The organism is Tabrizicola sp. TH137, from assembly GCF_002855575.1.
Classification (GTDB): domain Bacteria; phylum Pseudomonadota; class Alphaproteobacteria; order Rhodobacterales; family Rhodobacteraceae; genus Paragemmobacter.
Genome location: NZ_PKRQ01000004.1, coordinates 406,844 through 427,455, shown reverse-complemented (window position 1 = coordinate 427,455; position 20,612 = coordinate 406,844). Strand labels below are relative to the sequence as shown.

The following is a 20,612-nucleotide window of genomic DNA, read 5'->3' as shown; positions in this document are numbered from 1 at the left end:
TTCGCCCCTTTCAGACCTTCGTCCAACACTCTGCCGGACCAAGCGTAGGCCACAGCCGCGCCCCTCTCTGCCATCCTCTCCCCAAGCCCCGGCAAGTCGCTCCGGGGGAAGAGGGTCACGCCATGCAATCACCTGAAATCGCAGAGATTGTTTCCCAGCACGGCAAATCCGGCCTCCTTCTCCGCCTCGCCTCGCGCGGCACGCTGGTCTGGCTCTGCACCATCGCGATTCTCGTCCTCCAGGACACGCTCGCCGCGCATGGCGAAGCGGCGGGGACCATGCGCGAAATGACCGCCGCGCCCCGGCCCGTCAGCGTTGAAACCATCCGCCGCGCCGTGGTCGAGGAAAAGACCCATGTCTTCGCCCGAGTCACCGCCCGCGATCCCGTGGCGGTCACCGCTTCCTCTTCCGATGGTGTGCTATCCCATCTCCCCGCCGCCATCGGAGACTGGGTCGAGGCAGGCGAAATCATCGCCCGCCTCGACCCAGGCACGGCTGAACGCGCCCTGCGCGCCGCTGAACTGCGCATCGCCACCGCCCAGAGCACCGCGATCAGCGCCTCCGACAGGCTTCAGCTCGCCGAGGCCGCGCTGTCCCGCAACCGCGCCACCCTCGCCCGCGTGGCACAGCTTGCCGAAACCGGCGCCGCCGCCGAAACCCGGCGCGAAACCTCCGCGCTGGAAGTGGACCGCGCCGAAACCGACTACAGCCTCGCCGCCTCTGCCCTGCAACTGGCGCAGGATGAACTGGCGCTGGCCGAACTCGCCGCCGATCAGGCCCGCATCGCGCTGCAAGAGACCACGCTCACCGCCCCCGTTTCGGGCCGCATCCTCGACCTGCCGCTCGGCATCGGCGCCCGCCCGGCACCGGGAGCGCTGGTCGCCACCATCGCCGCCCATGGCCGCATCGCGCTCGAGGTCGATCTGCCCGTCGCCCATCTTTCCCGCCTGGTCATCGGCCAGGACATGCCGCTGATCCTTGCCGACGGCACCGTCCTGCGGCCCCGGCTTCTCGGCCTGCCCTTCGGCACCGAAGACGGCAGCGGCTTCGCCACGATCCGCCTCGATCTGGACGAAGACCCCACCCTTCGTCCCGGCATGGCCCTTTCCGCCGACCTCGTCCTCCACCGCCGCCTCGCCATCGAAGTGCCGCTCGCCGCCCTCACCCTCCAGGGGGACCGCACCACCGTCATGCGCGTCATCGACGGTCGCGCCGTCGCCACGCCGGTCGCGCTTGCCGCCCCCCGCCCCGATGGCAAGGTCGAGGTCATCTCCGGCCTCTCCGAAGGCGATGTCATCGTCGCCCGCGCCCCTGATCTCGTGCAGGATGGCGAGGCCGTCACCATTCCCGGCGATCCGGGCCGCCGTCGGCTGGCCTCCGCCTCCCTCACCCCGGACCGCCTGCCATGAGCCTTGCCCTCCGGGCGATCCGTCGCCCTGTCCTGCCGATGCTCGCCATCGGTCTCAGCAGCCTGCTCGGCCTCCTCGCGCTGGGCGATCTGCCGCTCCGCCACCTGCCCGATATCGGCGATGATCTTGTCGAAGCCCGGCTTGCCGCCCCCGGCCTGACGCTGGCCGACACCGACCTCCTCCTCGCCCGCCCGGCCGAGGACAGCGCAACCGCCATCTCCGGCATCACCTCTGTCTCCGTCACGGTCGCGCCGGGTGCCGTGACATTGTCCCTGCCGTTGGCCGATCCGTCGCAGGCCGATGCCGTCGCCTCCGACCTGCGCGACCGCCTCTCCGCGCTGAAGGGCAGCACCGACATAGCCTTCGATGTCGCGAGCCTCGGCCCCCGGTCCAGCCGCCAGATGCTGGCGGCCCGCATCGCCCTCTCGGCCCCCGATGCCGCCGGAATGGAGGCGATCCATGACCGCCTTCTTCCCGCCCTGCACCGCCTCCCCGGCGTGGACAGGGTTCAGGCGGATGGCCTTACCCGCCCGGAACTGGTCATCACGCCCCATCCCGAACGCCTGGCCGAACTGGGCCTCACCCAGGCCGACCTTGCCGCCACGCTGCAAGCCCGCCTCGCTCCCTCCACCGGCGGCAGGCTGGATCAGGCCGCGCAAGGTGCCCTCACCCTCTCCCTCGCCGGACCTGTGCCTGAGGCGGATCCCGCCGCCCTGGGCCGCCTGCCCGTCACCCTGCCCTCGGGCGCGACGCTCGCCTTGTCCGATCTGGCCTCGATCCACCTCGCCCATCGCCCCGATACCAGGCGCGCCCGGCTTGACGGTCATGCCGCCGTCCTGATCTCCGTCTATCCGCAACCCGGCGCCGACCTCCCCGACCTGCTCGACCGCATCGACGCCGCCGCCGCCGCCTTCACCCGCGACCATGGCATCGCCACCCGGCTGATCGACCGCCGCGCCGACAGCGTCATCGCCGAAGCCCGCGCCACCCTCTGGGCGCTGCTGGAAGGCGGGCTCCTGGTCCTCGCCGTCGTCTGGCTGACGCTGCGCAACCGGCGCTCCGTCGCGCTGGCCATGCTTGTCCTGCCGCTCTCGCTCCTGCCCACGCTGCTGGCGATGCAGGCGCTGGGCTTCTCCTTCAACATCATCACCCTGATGGCCCTGACGCTTGCCACCGGCATCGTCGTCGATGATGCCATCGTCGAGGTGGAGAACATCCACCGCCATCTCGCCACCGGCCAGAGCGCCTGGCAGGCGACCTTGACCGCCACCCGCCGCATCGGCCGCGCCGTCATCGCCACGACGCTTGCCATCGTGGCCGTCTTCCTGCCCGTCGCGGCCCTGCCCGGCATGGCCGGGCGCTATTTCCTCGAATTCGGTGGCACCATCGCCATTGCCGCCCTCGCCTCGCTCGCCGTCGTCCGCCTGGTCCTGCCGGCCCTAGCCGCGCGCTGGCTTGTTGCCGCCACGCCCCCCGCCACGCGCGCCGCGAACCTCACCACCCCGCCACCTCCGGCCCCGCCGCTCGCCCGGCTCCATGCCCGCGCCCTGACACTCTCCTTCCGCCACCCCCTTCTCATCGGTCTGGCAACCCTCGCCCTGATCGTCCTCTCCGTCATCGCCGTCTTCCGCGCCGAGGGCGATTTCATCCCCGCCGAAGACCGGGGCCGCCTCACCTTCGCGCTCGATCTTCCCCGCGCCGAAGATGCCGCAACCGCCGAAGCCCGCCTCGATGCCCTCACCCGCGATCTGCTGGCGCTTGACGGCATCCGCCACGCCGCCGCCCTCCGCCCCGAGGAAGACCCGACCCGCCTCCGCCTGATCCTCGACCTCGCGCCCCGCGCCGACCGTGACCCCGCCGCCGTGATCGCCGCCCGCGTGCAGGCCCTTCTCGACACGCAGCCCGACCTGCGCGCCCGGCACCTTGGCGAAACCGGCCGCCCGCAGGCCGAACTCCTGCTCACCGGCCCCGATCCCGCCACCCTCGACCGCATCGCCGCCGAAGCCGCCGCCAGCCTGCACCGCAGCGCCGCGCTGCCCAATGCCGCCCTCGACCGCGCCCTGATCCCTGAACAGCGGCTGATCCTCGATCCCCTGGCCGCCGATGCCCTTTCCCTCTCGCGCGACGAGGCGGCCCGCAGCCTCGCCCTCCTCACCCGCAGCGCCGATCCCATCGCCCGCCTGCCGCAGCCGGGCCGTGCCGGCCTGCCCGTGATCCTCGACCCCGGCCCCGCCCGCAGCCTGCTGCTCCAGTCCGGCGATGGCCCGCTCGTCCCGCTCGCCGCCGTCACGCGCCCCGAACTCACCCTCACCCCCGCCCGCCTGGAACGGCAGGATGGCCAGCCGGTCCTCCGCCTGATGGCCGACCGCGCCCCCGGTCAGGGCGCTGCCGAGGCGCGCGCCGCCCTGACCGCCGCCCTCGCCACGACCGAGGCCGCCGCCCTCGGCATCCACCCCCGCGCAACCGGCGATGCCGCGCAGCGCGCCGATCTGATGGCCGCGCTGAAAACCGCGCTCGCCTCCGCCCTCCTCCTTCTCGCCGCCGTGCTCTTCGCGCTCTACCGCTCCGTCGGGCAGGTGCTGGTGATCCTTCTCACCCTCCCGCTCGCGCTGGGCGGCGCGATGATGGGTCTGGCCGCCACCGGGCAGGGCCTCTCGCTTCCTGCGATCCTCGCCATGCTGCTCTTGCTGGGGATCGTCGCCAAGAACGCCATCCTGATCGTGGATGAAGGCCTCTCCCGCATCGCCCGCGGCCAGGACCCGGCTAACGCCCTCCTCACCGCGGCCCGCCTGCGCGCGCGCCCCGTCCTGATGACCTCCGCCGCCATCATCGGCGGCATGCTCCCCTCGCTCGCGGGCTGGGGCGAAGGGGCGGGCTTCCGCCAACCGCTCGCCATCGCGGTGATCTCCGGCACCGCCCTCTCCACCCTGCTCAGCCTGCTGATCGTCCCCGTCCTCTCGCTTCAGGCCCATCGGGCCGGCACGGCCCTCGCCGCCCGCCTGCGCCGCTACGCCCCCGCCTGACCCGCGAACAGCGCCGCCAGCCGCGCCCGGTCGATCCCCGGCACGATCCTGCCCGCAGGCTTCACCGCCACCACATCCTCGCCCGCCACGATGGCATTCACCACCGCCTCCTCCACCGCCTCCACGGCGGCCAGATAGACCGGGTCCAGCCCCTCGTCCCTAACCTCACGCACCGTCCGGAACGGCCCGGCAACCTCCCCCGGATCGGCCACCGAAAAGGCCAGGAACAGATCGCCCGAGGTCATCCCCCCCGGCGTCCCCCCGCGCCCGATCCCCAGCGACACCCGCCGCGCCACATGCCGCAGTGCCAGCGCCGACAGCGGCGTATCCGTCGCCACCACGGCGATGATCGACCCCTGCTCCTTCTCCAGCAGCCGCCCGCCCGGCATCCGTTCCCCCACCGGCACGCCCAGCACCCGCAACCAGGGCCGCAACCCGTGATTGGCCTGCACCAGGACCCCGACGGTAAAGACCTCGCCCCCCACGGCCACCCGTCGCGATGCCGTCCCCGTCCCGGCCTTGAACTCATAGGCAACCATCCCGTTGCCGCCGCCCACCGACCCTTCCGCAACCGGCCCGCCCTTCGCCGCCCGCAAGGCCTCCAGCGCATGGTCGGGCCGCACATGCAGCGCGGTGATGTCGTTCAGCACCCCGTCATAGGTTTCCGCCACCACCGGCATCGCCCAGGCATGGCCCTCGGCGAAATGGCGATCATAGGTCTCCATCATCCAGCGCACCGCGCCCTCATGCACCGCGCCCACGGAATGCGTATTGGTGATGCAGACCGGTCCGATGAAGGCCCCGGAATCCGCAATCCAATGCGTCCCCGTCATCTCGCCATTCCCGTTCAGCGCAAAGAATCCGGCCCGCACCGGCACCGGATGGCCTCTGTCCGCACGCGGCAGCACCGCAGTCACCCCCGTCCGCATCTTCCGCCCCGGATCAGTCAGCGTGCAGAACCCCACCCGCACCCCCGGCACATCGGTGATGGCGTTCAAAGGCCCCGTCACCCCCGGAAACGGCAGCCCAAGGTCTCTGGCGCGCGGCGTTCCCATCATCCCCTCCCCATCGGTCCCTGCCCAAAGGCTAGGCACCCTGCTTCCCCCTGTCCATCATGTCGGTTTCCAAAGGGTCCGTGGCGGAAACAGATGGTGTTTCCCGCGCCGCCCCCGCCATATTTGGCCCAAGAACAAGGCAGGGGAACTGACCATGCGCTATTCCGGCTTCCGCGTGATCGCCGAGGCTCTGACCGGCCACAAAGGGTGGAAACCCGCATGGCGCGACCCCGAACCGCAATCCTCCTATGATTACATCATCGTCGGCGGCGGCGGTCACGGTCTTGCCACGGCCTATTACCTTGCCAAGGAATTCAGACAAGCCCGCATCGCCGTGCTGGAAAAGGGCTATCTCGGCGGCGGCAATGTGGGGCGCAACACCACCATCATCCGCTCCAACTACCTCTTGGACGGCAACGAACCCTTCTACGAATTTTCCCTGAAACTCTGGGAAGGGCTGGAACAGGACTTCAACTACAACGCCATGGTCTCCCAGCGCGGGATCATCAACCTTTACCACACCGATGCCCAGCGTGACGCCTATACAAGGCGCGGCAATGCGATGATCCTGCACGGCGCCGATGCAGAGCTTCTGAACCGCGATCAGGTCCGCGCCATGTATCCTTTCCTCAACTTCGACAATGCCCGCTTCCCCATCAAGGGCGCACTGATGCAGCGGCGCGGCGGCACCGTCCGCCACGACGCCGTCGCCTGGGGCTATGCGCGCGGGGCCGACATGCGCGGTGTGGACCTGATCCAGAATTGCGAGGTGACGGGCATCCGGACTGAGGCCGGCCGCGTGACGGGCGTGGACACGACCCGCGGCTTCATTGGCGCGAAGAAGGTCGGCGTCGCCGTCGCGGGCTCCTCGTCCAAGGTCATGTCCCACGTGAACATGCGCCTGCCCATCGAATCCCACGTCCTTCAGGCCTTCGTCTCCGAAGGTCTGAAACCCCTGATCGACGGCGTCATGACCTATGGCGCAGGCCATTTCTACGTCAGCCAGTCCGACAAGGGTGGTCTCGTCTTCGGCGGCGATATCGACGGCTACAACTCCTACGCCCAGCGCGGCAACATGCCGGTGGTCGAGGATGTGGCCGAAGGCGGCATGTCCCTCATGCCCATGATCGGCCGCGCCCGCCTGCTGCGCTCATGGGGCGGCATCATGGACATGTCGATGGATGGCAGCCCGATCATTGATCGCACTGATATCGACGGCCTCTATTTCAACGGCGGCTGGTGTTATGGCGGCTTCAAGGCCACGCCCGCCTCCGGCTGGTGCTTCGCGCATCTCCTCGCCACCGATCAACCCCATCCCACCGCCACGGCCTATCGCTTCGATCGCTTCCGCAAGGGGCTGATGATCGACGAAAAAGGCCAGGGCGCGCAGCCCAACCTGCATTGAGAGGGCAACATGATCATCAACCACCCCCTCCTCGGCCCCCGCGACGCGCAGGAATTCACCTATCTCGGTGACGCCGCCCTGATCGACCGCCCCGATGGCATGGCCTTCCCGGACGCCACCGCCGCGCAGGACGCCTTCCACGATTACCTCTACCTGCGCGACAACCCCGCAGGCGAACACCGCGAACTCTGGTTCCACGAACAGGGTGACCGGTCCTGGCTCGTCGTCACCCGCAACACGGTGACGCACGAAATCACCAAGGTCGAATTCGCCCGCGATGTGGCCCGCGCAAGGGGGCGCAGCAAATGACGCAAGAGAACCGCATCAAGGGCGGCCAGATCGACCGGACCAGGACCCTCCGCTTCACCTTCGACGGCCACCCCTATACCGGCCATCCGGGTGACACGCTCGCCTCGGCCCTCCTCGCCAATGGCGTCCGCCTCATGGGGCGCAGCTTCAAGTACCACCGCCCGCGCGGCCCCATCTCCGCAGGCAGCGAAGAACCCAACGCCATCGTGGAACTCCGCTCCGGGGCGCGGCAGGAACCCAACACCCGCGCCACGGTGGCCGAGCTTTTCGACGGCCTCACCGCCAACAGCCAGAACCGCTTCCCCTCGCTCAAGTTCGATCTGATGGGGATCAACGACCGCCTCTCCCCCTTCTTCGCCGCAGGCTTCTACTACAAGACCTTCATGTGGCCCGCCGCCTTCTGGGAAAAGCTTTACGAACCCCTCATCCGCCGCGCCGCAGGCCTCGGGTCGCTGACCCGCGAGGAAGACCCCGATGCCTATGATAAGGGCTTCCTCCACTGCGACATCCTCATCATCGGCGCAGGCCCCGCAGGCCTCATGGCCGCCCTGACCGCAGGCCGCGCCGGTGCCCGCGTTATCCTCGCGGATGAAGATTTCCGAATGGGTGGTAGGTTAAACGCCGAAACCCTCACCATCGGCAACCATTCCGGGGCCGACTGGGCCGAAGATACCCTCCGCACCCTTGCCCAGATGCCGAATGTCCGCCTCATGCCCCGCACCACCGTTCTGGGCGCGATGGACCACGGCATCTATTCCGCCGTCGAACGCGTCTCCGACCACCTCCCCATCCCCGCCCCCGGCAAGCCGCGCCAGATCCTCTGGCGCATCTATTCCCGCCACGCGATCCTCGCCGCAGGCGCCACCGAACGCCCCATCGCCTTTGAAAACAATGATCGCCCCGGCATCCTGCTCGCCGGCGCGCTCCGCACCTATGCCAACCGCTATGCCGTGGCCGTCGGCGACCGCGTCGCCGTCTTCACCAACAATGATGACGGCCTCCGCACCGCCACCGATCTTCAGGCAAAGGGCATCGACATCGTAGCCGTCATCGACACGCGGCAGGAAGGCGACCTCCTCCCCGGCATCCGCCACCTGAAGGGCGCGCAAGTCATCGACACGAAGGGCAAACTCGACCTGAAATCCATCACCATCCGAAACGCGAACGGGCGTTCGGAAACCCTGTCGGTGAACGCGCTGGGCGTCTCCGGCGGCTGGAACCCCAACCTCAACATCGCCAGCCACCACCGCGGCCGCCCTGTCTGGAATGACGCCATCCAGGCCTTCACACCCCCCGGCGACGGCCCCAAGAACCTCATCGCCGCCGGGGCCGCCGCTGGCCACCTTTCCACCCATGCCGCCCTTCAGACAGGCGCAGCCCAGGCCAATGCCGCGCTCGAAGCCCTGGGTTTCAAACCCCACTCCCCCGACCTGCCAAAGGCCGAAGACGCCCCCCTCAACCTCACCCCCTTCTGGTATGTCCCCGAAGGCAAGGGGCGGGCCTGGATCGACCAGCAGAACGACGTCACCGTGAAGGACGTCAAACTGGCCAAACAGGAAAACTTCACCTCCGTCGAACACCTGAAACGCTACACCACCCTCGGCATGGCCACCGATCAGGGCAAGACGGGCAATATCCTCGGCCTGGCCATCATGGCCGAACTGACAGGCCGCTCCATCCCGCAGACCGGCACCACCATCTACCGCCCCCCCTATACCCCCGTCGCCTTGGGCGCGCTGGCGGGTCGCTCGCGCGGCCATGACTTCAAACCCACCCGCCTGACGCCCAGCCACAAATGGGCCTCCGAACAAGGCGCGATCTTCGTCGAGGTCGGCATGTGGCTCCGCGCCCAATGGTTCCCCAAACCGGGGGAAACCACATGGCGGCAATCGGTCGATCGCGAGGTCCTGCAAACCCGCGCCTCCGTCGGCATCTGCGACGTCACCACCCTGGGCAAGATCGACATTCAGGGTCGCGACGCCGGCGCCTTCCTCGACAAGGTCTATGCCAACACCTTCTCCACCCTCCCCATCGGCAAGGTCCGCTATGGCCTGATGCTGCGCGAAGACGGCATCGTCATGGATGACGGCACCACCGCCCGCATGGGCGAAAACGAATGGGTGATGACGACGACCACGGCCAATGCCGTCCCCGTCTTCCGCCACCTCGAATTTGTCCGCCAATGCCTCTTCCCCGATATGGACGTGCAGCTCATCTCCACGACGGAAGCCTGGGCCCAATTCTCCGTCGCCGGTCCCAACGCACGGAAACTGCTTCAAAAAATCGTCGATCAGGACATTTCCGATGCGGCCTTCCCCTATATGGCCTGCGGCAACATCACCGTCTGCGGCGGCCTGCGCGCCCGCCTCTTCCGCATCTCCTTCTCTGGCGAACTCGCCTATGAAATCGCCGTCCCCACCCGCTATGGCGATGCCCTGATCCGCGAGCTTATGAAACAGGGCCAGGACTTCGGCGCCGTCGCCTATGGCACGGAATCCCTCGGCGTCATGCGCGTCGAAAAGGGCCATGTCGCGGGCAATGAACTCAACGGCCAGACCACCGCCCTCAACATGGGCCTGGGCAAGATGGTGTCAAGGAAGAAGGACAGCATCGGCATGGTCCTGTCGCAACGCGAAGGGCTCACCGCTGACGATGGCCTCCGTCTCGTCGGCGTCAAACCCGTGGACCCGACAAAACCCCTCACCGCAGGCTCCCACTTCCTCGATATCGGCGCGGCCCCGGTGGCGTCCAATGATGGCGGCTGGCTCACCTCCGTCGTCTATTCGCCCCACCTGAAATCCTCCATCGCGCTCGGCTATCTCAAGAACGGCACCGCCCGCATCGGCCAGCGCATGCGCACCGTGAACCTGCTCGCCAAGACAGAGGTGGAGGTCGAAATCGTCTCGCCCCACTTCTTCGACCCGGAAGGAGACCGCCTCCGTGGCTGACCATCGCCTCAAACCGATCACCCCGCTTGGCCACGACACGCCCCACAGCGTGACCCTCGGCCCGGTGACGATCACCGAAGTCGTGGACACGGCCCTCGCCTCCCTCGCCGCCCGGATGGGCGAGGCAAAGGCCGTGGCTGATATCGCTGATAGCGCAGGCATCCCCCTTCCCGGCCCCGGCAAGGCAGCACAAGGCGCAACCTACGCCGCCTTCTGGCTCTCGCCCGACATGTGGATGATCGAGGCACCCTTCGCCACGCATGAGGATATCCTCGCCCATCTCAAACCTCATTTCGGCGAAACCGCCTCCCTCACCGAACAGACCGACGCATGGGCGCGCTTCGATGTGACGGGCGACGACCTTCCCGCGATGTTCGAACGCCTCTGCGCCTTCGACCTGCGCGCCCAAGCCCCCGGCGCGGCCACCCGCACGGTGATCGAACATCTGGGCTGCTACATCGTCATCCGCGCCTCCGGCCATCTGTCGGTTCTCGGCCCCCGGTCCTCGGCCGCCTCCCTCTTCCACGCGCTGGAAACCGCCGCGCGCTCGGCCTTCTGATCCGCAACCCCGCCCCGGGGCCTCACCATCGCCCTCGAAGTCCCGGGCCACGCCCGGAACAGGGTTTCTTGCTGAACAGTCACCCAACCGCCCGCTCTGTGGCCACAGTTTGCGGCACAATTTGCGGCACAACAGACGGCACAGCCGAGTCTGTCTGGTCCAGCCGACTTGTCCGGTGAAGATTATTCCCTATAGTAAAAAACAATTCGTATATGTTCACTATGGGGGAAATGGATGGACGATCTCGACAGCGCCGCCGACGCCACCGCCGATGCCGCCCTTCCCAAATCCAAACCCGTCTTCAGCCAGGATCCCCACCGCGTCCGCGAACTCGCCGAACGCAATCTGGAAATGGCCATCGGCCGCTCCGTCCGCGCCTTCCGCCGCCAGCAGGGCATGACCGTGGCCGATCTCGCCGCCGTCACCGGCCTCTCCATCGGGATGCTGTCCAAGATCGAGAACGGCATCACCTCGCCCTCGCTCACCACCCTGCAAATCCTCTCGCACGCCTTCTCCACCCCCATCACCTCCTTCTTCCGGGGCTATGAGGAACGCCGCGAATGTCAGCATGTGAAGGCAGGCGAGCATCTGGAAATCGAACGCCGCGGCACCCGCGCCGGGCATCAATACCACCTCCTCGGCCATATCGGATCAAACAGCTCCGGCGTGGTGGTCGAACCCTATGTCATTACCTTAACTGCGGAATCCGACACTTTCCCCGCCTTTCAGCATGACGGGATCGAACTTCTCTACATGCTGGAAGGCGAGGTCACCTATCGCCACGGCGACAGCCTCTATCACCTCGAACCCGGCGACAGCCTCTTCTTCGACGCCGACGCCCCCCACGGCCCCGAGGTGCTGGTGAAACTCCCCGCCCGCTACCTGTCGATCATCAGCTACCCGCAGGCCTGACCCTGTCATCCGCGCCGGTCGCGCCCCCTTGCGGGGCGCTTCCGGCTGCCCGCATCGCCTGCACAGGAATGCGGCACCCGAAAAGAAAACCTTGCCCAGCAGTTAAAAAAGTTTCTTCCCAGTTGAGCCTCGATTTCTTCGGTGCTAGCCTGCTCCCAACGAAGAACAGAGGAGTCGACGCCATGTGCGGAATCGTCGGTCTTTTCCTGAAAGACCCCAAGCTGGAACCGCAACTCGGTGCCCTGCTCACCGACATGCTCATCACCATGACCGACCGCGGCCCCGACAGCGCCGGGATCGCGATCTATGGCCGCCCCGAAAAGGGCAAGGCCAAGCTCACCGTCCAATCCCCCGCCCCCGAGGCCGACTTCGCAACCCTGGCCGAAGACCTCGGCCGCGCAATCGCGGCCAAGGTCACGGGCACCGTCAAGGACACCCACATGGTCCTCGACCTCCCCGAAGACCGGCTGGAGGCCGCGCGCCACGCCATGCGCGACCTGCGCCCCAAGGCGCGCGTCATGTCGGCCGGGGAAGGCATTGAAATATATAAGGAAGTCGGCCTTCCCAAGGACGTCGCCGCGCGCTTCGAAGTGGCCCGCATGTCCGGCACCCATGGCATCGGCCATACCCGCATGGCCACCGAATCCGCCGTCACCACCATGGGCGCCCACCCCTTCTCCACCGGGGCCGACCAGTGCCTTGTCCATAACGGCTCGCTCTCCAACCACAACTCCGTCCGCCGCGTGCTGCGTCAGGCGGGCATGACCTTCGAGACGGAAAACGACACCGAAGTCGCCGCCGCCTTCATCAGCCACAAGCTGCAAGAAGGCGCCAAACTGGGCGAGGCGATGGAGGCCACGCTGACCGACCTCGACGGTTTCTTCACCTTTGTCGTCGGCACCAAGAACGGCTTTGGCGTCGTCCGCGACCCCATCGCCTGCAAACCCGCCGTCATGGCCGAAACCGATCAATACGTCGCCTTCGGCTCCGAATACCGCGCGATGGTCAACCTGCCGGGCATCGACAATGCCCGTGTCTGGGAACCCGAACCCGCCACCGTCTACTTCTGGGAACGCTGATCCATGCAGACTTTCGACCTCGCCGCCCAAGGCCTGCGCGCGCTGAACTCGACGCTCCACGGCCTCAAGGGCCAGACGAACATGACCTCGTGGGAAGTCATCAACCCCAAGGGCGCCCATGCCATTGCCGTGGGCCTTGATGCCCCCGTCGATGTCACCGTGCGCGGCTCCACCGGGTACTATTGCGCCGGCATGAACAAGCAGGCCACCATCCGCGTCAAAGGCTCCGCCGGCCCCGGCGTGGCGGAAAACATGATGTCCGGTACCGTCATCATCGACGGCGACGCCAGCCAATATGCCGGCGCCACCGGGCGCGGCGGCCTTCTCGTCATAAAGGGCAACGCCTCCTCGCGTTGCGGCATCTCGATGAAGGGCATCGACATCGTGGTCCATGGCAATATCGGCCACATGTCCGCCTTCATGGCACAATCCGGCAACCTCGTGGTGCTGGGCGACGCGGGCGAAGCACTGGGCGACTCGCTCTACGAAGCCCGCCTCTTCGTGCGCGGCTCGGTCAAATCCCTCGGGGCCGACTGCATCGAAAAGGAAATGCGCCCCGAACACCTCGCCCTGCTGGCCGATCTGCTGAAGCGTGGCGAGGCTGACCATCTGGCCAAGCCCGAGGAATTCAAGCGCTACGGTTCCGCCCGCAAGCTTTACACCTTCAATATCGACAACGCGTCGTCCTACTGAGGCCGCAAGAAGAATGTCCGATTTCCCCCATACGCCGCCCAAGATGTCGTGGACCTTCTCCAACGACACCAATGCCGAAATCCGCCGCGCCGCCGCGACCGGCATCTATGATATCCGCGGCGGCGGCTCCAAACGCCGCCTGCCGCATTTCGACGACCTCCTGTTCCTCGGGGCCTCCATCTCGCGCTACCCGCTCGAAGGCTATCGCGAGAAATGCGCCACCGATGTCTGGCTCGGCACCCGCTTCGCCAAGAACCCGATCCACCTCGACATTCCCATCACCATCGCGGGCATGTCCTTCGGCGCGCTGTCCGGCCCGGCGAAGGAAGCCTTGGGTCGCGGGGCCTCTGCCGCCGGAACCTCCACCACCACCGGCGATGGCGGCATGACGGAAGAGGAGAGGGGTCATTCGAAAACCCTTGTCTATCAATATCTTCCCTCCCGCTATGGGATGAACCCCGATGACCTGCGCCGCGCCGACGCGATCGAGGTCGTGGTGGGGCAGGGGGCCAAGCCCGGCGGCGGCGGCATGCTGCTGGGGCAAAAGATTTCCGACCGTGTCGCAATGATGCGCAACCTGCCCAAGGGCATCGACCAGCGCTCCGCCTGCCGCCATCCGGATTGGACGGGGCCGGACGATCTGGAAATCAAGATCCTCGAACTGCGCGAAATCACGAACTGGGAAAAGCCGATCTACATCAAGGTCGGCGGCGCGCGCCCCTATTACGACACGGCCCTAGCCGTGAAGGCGGGTGCGGATGTCGTGGTGCTCGATGGCATGCAGGGCGGCACCGCGGCCACGCAGGACGTCTTCATCGAAAACGTCGGCATGCCCATCCTCGCCTGCATCCCGCAGGCGGTGAAGGCGCTGCAAGACCTCGGCATGCACCGCAAGGTGCAACTCATCGTATCGGGCGGCATCCGTTCCGGCGCGGATGTGGCCAAGGCCATGGCGCTCGGCGCAGATGCCGTCGCCATCGGCACGGCGGCCCTCATCGCGCTGGGCGACAATGACCCGGCGCTTGAGGCGGAATACAAGAAACTCGGCACCACCGCAGGCGCCTATGACGACTGGCACGAAGGCAAGGACCCGGCCGGCATCACCACCCAGGACCCCGAGCTTTACAAGCGTTTCGACCCCATCCTCGGCGGTCGCCGCCTGAAGAACTACCTCAAGGTGATGACGCTGGAAGCGCAGACCATCGCCCGCGCCTGCGGCAAGAACCACCTCCACAACCTCGAACCCGAGGATCTCTGCGCCCTCACCATCGAATCCGCCGCCATGGCGGGCGTTCCGCTGGCGGGCACGAACTGGATACCGGGCCGCAACGGCGGTTTCTGAACACACACGGCGCAAAGCCGGAAAACGACAGGACAGGGAGTTAGCAATGGCCAAAGATCTTGCCAAATGGGCCAAGGAAAAGGGCGTCAAATACTTCATGATCTCCTACACCGACCTCTTCGGTGGTCAGCGCGCGAAACTCGTGCCGACACAGGCGATCAACGACATGGCCGAGGAAGGCGCAGGTTTCGCCGGGTTCGCCACCTGGCTTGACCTGACCCCCGCCCATCCCGACCTGATGGCCGTCCCCGATCCCTCCTCCGTCATCCAGCTTCCCTGGAAAAAGGACGTGGCCTGGGTCGCCGCCCGCGCCACGATGGAAGGCGCGCTGGTCGATCAGGCCCCGCGCAACGTGCTGGAAAAGCTGGTGGCCGAAGCGGCAAAGGAAGGTCTGCGCGTCAAGACCGGCGTGGAACCCGAATTCTTCATCCTCAACGCCGAAGGCACCGCCGCCTCCGACATCTACGACACCGCGGAAAAGCCCTGCTATGACCAGCAGGCCGTGATGCGCCGCTACGACGTCATCTCGGAAATCTGCGATTACATGCTGGAAATGGGCTGGGAGCCCTACCAGAACGACCATGAAGACGCGATCGGCCAGTTCGAGATGAACTGGAAATATGACGACGCCCTGCAAACCGCCGACAAACACAGCTTCTTCAAGTTCATGGTAAAGTCGGTCTCGGAAAAGCACGGCTTCCGCGCCACCTTCATGCCCAAACCCTTCAAGGGCCTCACCGGATCGGGCTGCCATGCCCATATCTCGGTCTGGTCGCTGGATGGCAAGAAAAACGCCTTCTCCGACCCGTCGAAAGAGCTTTCGCTTTCGGATCAGGGCCGCAATTTCCTTGGCGGGATCATGAAACACGCCTCGGCGCTGGCGGCGATCTGCAACCCGACGGTGAACAGCTACAAGCGCATCAACGCGCCCCGCACCTCGTCAGGCGCGACCTGGGCACCCAACACGGTGACATGGACGGGCAACAACCGCACCCATATGGTCCGCGTCCCCGGCCCCGGCCGGTTCGAACTGCGCCTCCCCGATGGCGCGGCCAATCCCTACCTCCTGCAAGCCGTCATCATCGCCGCCGGCCTTGATGGCCTGCGCACAGAGGCCGATCCGGGCCGCCGCTACGACATCGACATGTATCAGCAGGGCCATACCGTGAAGGGCGCGCCGAAACTGCCGCTCAACCTGCTCGATGCGCTGCGCGAATACGACAAGGACAAGACGCTGAAATCCATGATGGGCGAGGAATTCTCCGCCGCCTACCTGAAGCTCAAGCATCAGGAATGGAACAGCTACGTCTCCCATTTCTCGCGCTGGGAGCATGAGAACACGCTCGACATCTGATCCGCCTTCCCCCTGAGGGCGCAACTCCACCCGCCGGGGCCTCCCGGCGGGTTTTCTGTTGCAGGGGGCGGGATGAAGCTTTAATTATACAACGTATAAATATTGCGGTGCCCGATCGAAGCGACACATTCCATCCCGAACGGAATGGTCCGGAACCGCACCACCCCACCGGTTCCAAACCGAACCGCAAAGCTACGGAACCGAACCATGACCCGCGGCCATGTCTTCATCGCCACCAGCCTTGACGGCTTCATCGCCCGCCCGGACGGCAGTCTCGATTGGCTGCTGTCCCGCGACACCCCGGATGAAGACCACGGCTACGACGCCTTCATCGCCGGGATGGACTGCATCATCATGGGCCGCGGCAGCTATGACGCCGTCCGCACCTTCCCCGACTGGCCATATACCCTGCCCGTTCTGGTGCTCTCCGCGCAACTTGCCCCGCACCCCGTGCCGCCAGACCTGATGGGCAAGGTCACCTTCGCCGCCCACGACCCCGAAACGGCGATGCAGCACCTCGCCGCCCAAGGCCACCGCAACGCCTATGTCGATGGTGGCCGGATCGTGCAGTCCTTCCTGCGCGCAGGCCTGATCGACAGCCTCACCATCACCACCGCCCCGGTCCTCATCGGCGCGGGCCGCCCCCTCTTCGGCGCGCTGCCGCAGGATATCGCACTGCGGCATCAGGCAACCCGCGCCTTCCCCTCCGGTCTCGTCCAATCCACCTGGCAGGTCGCATGACGCGCGGCCGCCCCAGCCAGCCCCGCCTGACCCGCGACTCCATCGTGACCACGGCCCTCGCCCTCGCCGCCGACCCTGACGAACCGCTCAGCCTCCGCCACCTCGCCAGACGGATGCAGGTCACGCCCATGGCCATCCTGCACCATCTGGGCAGCCATGACGGCCTGATCCACGCCCTGACCGATACCTTGCTCGCCCCGATAGCCGAAACCGGGGCAGGGGACCCGCAACAGCGCCTCGCCACGCTTCTTCTGGCCTATGCCGATGCCATCCACCGCCATCCCGCGCTGACGCTGGCGCTTTTCCGCATCCCCGGCCCGCTGCCCCAACAGGCGCAACGCCTCACCGATGCGGTGGAAACCCTGCTCCACGAAACCGGCCTCCCGCCACAGGATGCCCGCCTGCGCCGCGACATCCTCATCGACTGGGTGCATGGCCGGGCGCTCGCCCGCTCGCCGGATGATCCCGCCCCTGCCTTGCTTGCCCTGCTTCAGGCCCTCACGCCCGCACGTAGTGCAGCCCCGTGAACCGCGCCCGCATCTCGCGCACCCGCGCCGCCACTGCGCCCGGATCGTTCCCCCGCAGCCCCTCGGCGATCAACGCGGCCAGCGCGGGCGCATCCGCCACCGTCACGCCCCGCCGCACCAGTTCCGGCGTCCCGATCCGCAGCCCGTTCAGGTCGCCCTCCACCGCCGCAATCGGCAGACCGATCCCGCAGGCAAGGAACCCCGCCTTCCGCAGCGTCTTCGACGCCGCCTGTCCCCCGCCAAAGCCCGCCGCCTCCACCGCGAACTGATGGCTTTCCGTCATGCCCCGCCCGGCCGCAAAGACCGGCAGGCCCAGCCCGAGCAACTCCCGCGCCAGCGCCTGCGACAGGTCCACCATCGCCTGCGCATAGGCCCGCCCCTCTGCCCGCCAATCCAGAAGCGTGATCGCCAGCGCCGCCGATTTCGCCGCATCGAAATTCGCCGTCATGCCGGGAAAAGCGATATGATCCAATCGCTTGGCAATCTCCGCCTCGCGCGTGACGATCAACCCGCCCGCCGGCCCGCCCAGCGATTTGTAGGTGCTCATCGTCATCAGATGCGCCCCCTCGTCCAACGGGTTCGCCCAGACACCCCCCGCGATGATCCCGCATTGATGCGCCGCATCGAACAGGACGAAGGCCCCCACCTCATCGGCAATCGCCCGCACCTCGCGCACCGGATGCGCGAACAGGTTCAACGACCCCCCTATGGTGATCACCTTCGGCCTCACCCGATGCGCCAGCGCCCTCAGACCCTCAAGATCCACCGTATAGCCATCCGCATTCACCGGTGCGTCATGCGTGACCAGCCCGTAAAGCCCCGCACAGCCCGCCTTGTGATGCGTCACATGCCCGCCCACCGCAGGCGGCGGCGCGATGATCGCATCGCCCGGCCGGGCCAGCGCCATGAACCCATAAAGGTTCGCCATCGCGCCGGATGCACAGCGGATCTCGGCATAGGATGCATCGAACACCTCCGCCGCCAGTTCCGCCGCGATGACCTCGATCTCCTCGATCGCCTCCAGCCCCATCTCGTACTTGTCGCCCGGATAGCCCAGCGACGGCCGCGACCCCAGACCCCGCGCCAGTGCCGCCTCCGCCCGTGGGTTCATCACATTCGTCGCCGGATTCAGGTTGAAACACTCCCGGTCATGGATCTCGCCGTTCCAGACCATCAGCGCCTCCAGCCGCGCCTCCACCTCGGCATCGCGTCCTGTCGCGGCGCGGGCGGCCAGGGTCATCACATGGTCCTCGCAGGCGGCAGGCACCCAGTCGCGGCGGTCAAGGCGGGTCATCTCAGGTCACTCCGTGTTTCCGTTTCCCCAAGCAAACCACTCGCGCCCCCTTGCCCGCAAATCAGTTTTGCGGAAATCTAGGGTCAGAAAAATTAAGGCTGCCATGCCCGTCGCCCCACCCCGCCCCAAGGACCTGCCGCTCACCGCCCTCCGCGCCTTCGAGGCGGCGGCGCGTCTTGGCGGCTTTGCTGCCGCCGCGCAGGAACTCGGCGTTACCCCCGGCGCGATCACCGCCCATATCAAGCAGCTCGAACACTCGCTCGGCGCGCCGCTCTTCGCCCGCACCCCGCGCGGCGTCCGGCTCACGACCCTCGGCCAGCAGGCGCTTCCCAACTTCACCCATGCCTTCGACGCGCTCGGCACCGCCATCGGCGACCTGCGCGCCGCCGCCGCCCCCCGCACCGTCCATATCGCCACGCTTCCGGCCATCGCCCAGCTCTGGCTGTCCCCCCGCCTCCCCGCCCTCCGGGTTGCCGCGCCAGACATCACCATCTCCATCACCGCGCTGGAACAGCCCCCGAACCTCAAGCGCAGCCCCTATGATCTGTCGCTCTTCTTCGACGACACTCCGCAGGGGCGCCTAGCCCCCGACGTCATCTTTCCCGTCTGCGCCCCCGCCCTCGCCGCCCGGCTGAACGGGCCGCAGGACATCTCCCGTTTCCCCTGCCTCTCCGATGCCACATGGTCCGAAGATTGGGCGCTCTGGGCGCAAAGCCTGCCCGACCCGCCCGCCATAGCCCGTGGCCCAACCTTCTCGCTCTACGCGCTGGCGGTCGAGGAAACGGTGAACGGAGCAGGCCTCCTGATCGGCCATGAAAGCCTCGTCTCCGGCCACCTCGCCGATGGCCGCCTCGTCGCCCCCTTCGCATCGCGGGTGACCCTGCCGCGCGGCCTTCGCCTCTGGTCGGACCGCCCGCTCCGCCCCGGCAGCGCGGCCCGCCTCATCGCCGACTGGCTCCGCCGCGCCCCCTTGGCTTCCCCGTCCCCGCCCGTTACCCAAGGCGCATGCAAGCCGCCGCCCCCCACCGCCCCCGCCCCCTGATCGGCGTGGCCCTCATGCTGGGCGCGATGGCGGTCCTGCCCTTCCTCGATGTGGTGGCCAAGTTCCTCGGCAATCAGGGGATGCCCATCCTCCAGATCGTCTGGGCCCGCATGGCCTTCGGCGCGCTGCTTACCCTGCCTTTCACCCTGCGGCACGGCGGTGTGGCGGCGATCCGGCCCGACCGCCCCGCCTATCACGCCCTGCGCGCAGCGCTGCTGATCGCCGCGACCTTCCTCTTCTTCTCGGCGCTGCAATACCTTCCCATCGCCGATGCGCTGGCCATCTTCTTCGTCCAGCCCCTGATCCTGACGGCCATTTCGCCCTTCCTTCTGAACGAGCGTGTCGGCCCCCGCCGCTGGGCCGCCGTCGCCATCGGCTTCATCGGCACGCTCATCATCATCCGCCCCGGCTTCGCCGAACTGAACCCCGGCACCTTTCTCGCCTTGGGGGCAGGGGCCTCGCTCGCCGTCTATTTCGCCATGTCCCGCCGCATCGCCGGTCAGTCCCCGGCCATGGTCACGACCTTCCACACCAGCCTGATCGGCGCCGCACTCCTCTCCCTCGCGATGATCCCGCTCTGGCAGGCACCCACGCCCGCGCAATGGGGGCTGCTCTTCCTCATCGGCCTCATCGCCACGGTCGGCCACTATCTCATCCTGCGCGCCTATGACCATGCCGAGGCATCGCTCCTCGCGCCGCTCGCCTATACGGAAATGGTAATGGCCACCGCCGTCGGCTGGTGGTTCTTCGGGGATTTCCCCGATGGCTGGACCTTCCTCGGCACCGCCATCCTCATCGCCTGCGCGACCTACATCTCGCTGCGTGAACGGAAAGCGGCACAACAGGCAACCCCGCCCCGGGCCTGACCCGTGGCCTCGTCGCCCCCCATCAGGTCCCGGGTCAAGCCCGGGACAGGGTCA

General features: G+C 67.3%; 17 protein-coding genes. 15 read left to right on the top strand and 2 right to left on the bottom strand.

The annotated features are described in order from the left end of the window. Positions 1-122: 122 nt before the first annotated feature. Entirely contained in the window at positions 123-1,409 is a 1,287-nt protein-coding gene (locus C0V75_RS14800; RefSeq protein WP_101921712.1) for an efflux RND transporter periplasmic adaptor subunit, read from the top strand. Continuing rightward, positions 1,406-4,432 carry an efflux RND transporter permease subunit gene (locus C0V75_RS14795; RefSeq protein ID WP_101921711.1) on the top strand — a complete coding sequence of 1,009 codons (3,027 nt, stop codon included), beginning with the start codon at positions 1,406-1,408 and terminating at the stop codon, positions 4,430-4,432. The genes C0V75_RS14800 and C0V75_RS14795 overlap by 4 nt, the downstream gene beginning before the upstream one ends. On the opposite strand, the gene C0V75_RS14790 is transcribed toward C0V75_RS14795, so the two are convergent. Then, positions 4,417-5,487 (bottom strand): P1 family peptidase, encoded by a 1,071-nt coding sequence (locus C0V75_RS14790; RefSeq protein ID WP_101921794.1) that lies wholly within the window; start codon positions 5,485-5,487, stop codon positions 4,417-4,419. The genes C0V75_RS14795 and C0V75_RS14790 overlap by 16 nt on opposite strands. 154 nt (positions 5,488-5,641) lie before the next feature. On the opposite strand from C0V75_RS14790, the gene C0V75_RS14785 reads away from it, so the two are divergent. The 11 genes from C0V75_RS14785 (at position 5,642) to C0V75_RS14735 (ending at position 17,356) form a co-directional block, all read left to right on the top strand. Beyond that, on the top strand, positions 5,642-6,892 hold the full coding sequence (locus C0V75_RS14785) for a sarcosine oxidase subunit beta family protein (RefSeq protein WP_101921710.1): 1,251 nt from the start codon (positions 5,642-5,644) through the stop codon (positions 6,890-6,892). A gap of 9 nt (positions 6,893-6,901) precedes the next feature. After that, complete coding sequence (locus C0V75_RS14780) at positions 6,902-7,201, top strand: sarcosine oxidase subunit delta (RefSeq protein WP_101921709.1); 300 nt, start codon at positions 6,902-6,904, stop codon at positions 7,199-7,201. Beyond that, on the top strand, positions 7,198-10,149 hold the full coding sequence (locus C0V75_RS14775; RefSeq protein WP_101921708.1) for a sarcosine oxidase subunit alpha family protein: 2,952 nt from the start codon (positions 7,198-7,200) through the stop codon (positions 10,147-10,149). The genes C0V75_RS14780 and C0V75_RS14775 overlap by 4 nt, the downstream gene beginning before the upstream one ends. Continuing rightward, positions 10,142-10,708, top strand: a complete 567-nt coding sequence (locus tag C0V75_RS14770) for a sarcosine oxidase subunit gamma (protein ID WP_101921707.1) — start codon at positions 10,142-10,144, stop codon at positions 10,706-10,708. The genes C0V75_RS14775 and C0V75_RS14770 overlap by 8 nt, the downstream gene beginning before the upstream one ends. A gap of 351 nt (positions 10,709-11,059) precedes the next feature. Next, complete coding sequence (locus C0V75_RS14765; RefSeq protein WP_254216495.1) at positions 11,060-11,620, top strand: helix-turn-helix domain-containing protein; 561 nt, start codon at positions 11,060-11,062, stop codon at positions 11,618-11,620. Between the two features lie 182 nt (positions 11,621-11,802). Continuing rightward, positions 11,803-12,699 carry a glutamine amidotransferase family protein gene (locus C0V75_RS14760; protein WP_101921705.1) on the top strand — a complete coding sequence of 299 codons (897 nt, stop codon included), beginning with the start codon at positions 11,803-11,805 and terminating at the stop codon, positions 12,697-12,699. Between the two features lie 3 nt (positions 12,700-12,702). Continuing rightward, positions 12,703-13,392, top strand: coding sequence for a GXGXG domain-containing protein (locus tag C0V75_RS14755; RefSeq protein WP_101921704.1), 690 nt, complete (start codon positions 12,703-12,705; stop codon positions 13,390-13,392). Between the two features lie 13 nt (positions 13,393-13,405). Beyond that, positions 13,406-14,734, top strand: coding sequence for an FMN-binding glutamate synthase family protein (locus C0V75_RS14750; RefSeq protein ID WP_101921703.1), 1,329 nt, complete (start codon positions 13,406-13,408; stop codon positions 14,732-14,734). Between the two features lie 46 nt (positions 14,735-14,780). Then, complete coding sequence (gene glnT / locus C0V75_RS14745; protein WP_101921702.1) at positions 14,781-16,088, top strand: type III glutamate--ammonia ligase; 1,308 nt, start codon at positions 14,781-14,783, stop codon at positions 16,086-16,088. A gap of 207 nt (positions 16,089-16,295) precedes the next feature. Further along, positions 16,296-16,829 (top strand): dihydrofolate reductase family protein, encoded by a 534-nt coding sequence (locus C0V75_RS14740; RefSeq protein WP_101921701.1) that lies wholly within the window; start codon positions 16,296-16,298, stop codon positions 16,827-16,829. Beyond that, on the top strand, positions 16,826-17,356 hold the full coding sequence (locus C0V75_RS14735) for a TetR/AcrR family transcriptional regulator (RefSeq protein WP_101921700.1): 531 nt from the start codon (positions 16,826-16,828) through the stop codon (positions 17,354-17,356). The genes C0V75_RS14740 and C0V75_RS14735 overlap by 4 nt, the downstream gene beginning before the upstream one ends. Here the strand turns inward: C0V75_RS14735 and glyA are convergent. After that, positions 17,328-18,650, bottom strand: a complete 1,323-nt coding sequence (gene glyA, locus C0V75_RS14730; RefSeq protein WP_101921699.1) for a serine hydroxymethyltransferase — start codon at positions 18,648-18,650, stop codon at positions 17,328-17,330. The two genes, C0V75_RS14735 and glyA, sit on opposite strands and share 29 nt — an antisense overlap. 103 nt (positions 18,651-18,753) lie before the next feature. On the opposite strand from glyA, the gene C0V75_RS14725 reads away from it, so the two are divergent. Then, on the top strand, positions 18,754-19,692 hold the full coding sequence (locus C0V75_RS14725; protein WP_101921698.1) for a LysR family transcriptional regulator: 939 nt from the start codon (positions 18,754-18,756) through the stop codon (positions 19,690-19,692). Next, complete coding sequence (locus C0V75_RS14720) at positions 19,656-20,558, top strand: DMT family transporter (RefSeq protein ID WP_101921697.1); 903 nt, start codon at positions 19,656-19,658, stop codon at positions 20,556-20,558. Before C0V75_RS14725 ends, C0V75_RS14720 begins: the two co-directional genes overlap by 37 nt. Positions 20,559-20,612 lie beyond the last annotated feature (54 nt).